Here is a 1,848-nt window from a genome sequence, read left to right as displayed (position 1 = left end):
CGGCTTTCGCGTCGGCGGCTTTCGCGTCGGCGGCTTTCGCGTCGGCGGCTTTCGCGTCGGCGGCTTTCGCGTCGGCGGCTTTCGCGTCGGCGGCTTTCGCGTCGGCGGCTTGGAACGCCCATACGGCGAGCGCGATGACGTCGTCGCGGACCCCGGCGACCGCGTCCGTGTGCACGAACCCGAGATCGCCGGGGACCAGGAACCGGACCGTCGCCGAGCCGAGCTCCACCCGCGGCGCCGGGTCCGCCGCGGAGGGCCGGTGGACGCGGGCGACGTACCCGGCCCGGTGCGCCCGCCGCGCGGCGTTGAGCTGCCGCGCCCCGATCCGCGCCTCGAGCTGCTCGTCGGTGAACACCCCCGGCGACCATCGCGTGACGTCTTCGGTTGTCTCGTTGCCGCTCTGGTACGCGATGACGAGGCCCACGATGTGCCGGCAGATCCCGGTCGCGCCGCAGGTGCAGCTGCCCTTCTCGAGGCCGCCCTGCGGGAGCGCGGTCTCGGGGCCGTCCGGGTAGGTGCCGCGGACCGTGCCGTCGGGGTCCTCGCCGATGACCGGCGGGGCCTGCTCGACCTCCCTCGTCGCGCGCTTGACCAGTCCCCGGTTGGTGAGCGCGGCGAGCGACTCCTGGGTCAGCGCGAGCAGGTCCGCTCTCATCGGGCCACCTGCTCCGCGACGTACGCCGCCAGCTCGCCGGGGGTCATGGCACCGACGGAGGCGCCGGCGTCGGCGAGGCGGGCGCCCATGTCCCGGTCGAACGCCGGGTCGGCGTCCTCGTCCAGCGCCGCCAGGCACAGCACCTTCGTCCCCTGGGCCGTGACGTCCCTGACGAGACGGACGAGCCGCTCGCCGCCGGTGGGCCCCTCGTACAGGTCGCTGATCACGACCAGGATCGCCCGGCGCGGCTGCTCGATCAGTCCGGCGCCGTAGTCGACCGCCCGCGCGATGTCAGTACCGCCGCCGAGCTGGACCTTCATCAGCAGCTCCACCGGGTCGTCGACGTCGGCGGTCAGGTCCACCACCGCCGTGTCGAACGCGACGAGGTGCGTCTTCACGCCCGGCAGCCCCCACAGGCACGCCGCGGTGACGGCCGAGTGGATGACGCTGCCCGTCATCGACCCCGACTGGTCGACGAGCAGGATCACCTGCCACCGGTCCAGGTGCCGGCGCGTCCGCGCGATGAAGTACGCGGACTCGACGTACACCTTCCGCTCCTGCGGCCGGTACCGCCCGAGGTTCGCCCTCAGGGTGCGCTTCACGTCGAAGTTCCTGGCGACCTTGAACCGGCTCGCGCTGCGGGACCGTGCCCCGGAGAACGCGTGCCGCACCTCCGTCGCGAGCTTCTCCACCAGCTGCCGCACGACCTTGTCGACGATCCTGCGCGCCAGCACCAGCACGTCGGGGTTCATCAGGTGCTTGGTGCGCAGGACGGCTCTCAGCAGCGTCGGGTTGGGCTCGACCCGGGCGAGGACCGCGGGGTCGGTGACGACGTCGTGGATCTCGTACCGCTCCACGGCGTCGCGCTGCAGCCGCTCGATCGTCTCCTTCGGGAACAGCGTCGTGATGTCGTCGAGCCAGTCGACCGTGGTGACCACCGACTCGCCGTCGCCGCCGTGCCGTGTCTGCGGGCGCCGAATGCCTCGCCGTTCGAGGTCGTCGTCGCGTCCGTACAGCCAGTCGAGGGCCGCGTCGCGCCCCAGCCCGTCTTCGCTGAGCTGCCCGCCGTCCAGCACCGACTGGCCGGCCTCGCCGAGCACCAGCCGCCACCGCTCCAGCTCCATCGCGGCACGCTCCTGGTCGACACTGTCCCGCTCCGCGCTGATCTGAGCGGCGCTGTCCTGCGCCACGCT

At 72.8% G+C, this 1,848-nt stretch carries 1 protein-coding gene and 1 pseudogene; both read right to left on the bottom strand.

Features of this window, described 5'->3' with window-relative positions; genetic code table 11:
* Positions 1 to 655 (bottom strand): annotated as a pseudogene (locus ABZ321_RS20525) (hypothetical protein); the annotation flags it as partial.
* Positions 652 to 1,779, bottom strand: coding sequence for a VWA domain-containing protein (locus tag ABZ321_RS20520; RefSeq protein ID WP_354893513.1), 1,128 nt, complete (start codon positions 1,777 to 1,779; stop codon positions 652 to 654). The pseudogene ABZ321_RS20525 and the gene ABZ321_RS20520, both read right to left, overlap by 4 nt.
* Positions 1,780 to 1,848 lie beyond the last annotated feature (69 nt).

The sequence above is a fragment of the Dactylosporangium sp. NPDC006015 genome (genome assembly GCF_040614215.1).
Taxonomy (GTDB): Bacteria; Actinomycetota; Actinomycetes; order Mycobacteriales; family Micromonosporaceae; genus Dactylosporangium; species Dactylosporangium maewongense.
Note: the sequence above shows the minus strand (reverse complement) of the source record. Positions and strands in the feature narration are given on the sequence as shown.

Coding starts and splice junctions, on each gene's coding strand:
- ABZ321_RS20520 (WP_354893513.1), bottom strand. CDS start 1,779: ATGGAGCTGGAGCGGTGGCGGCTGGTGCTCGGCGAGGCCGGCCAGTCG.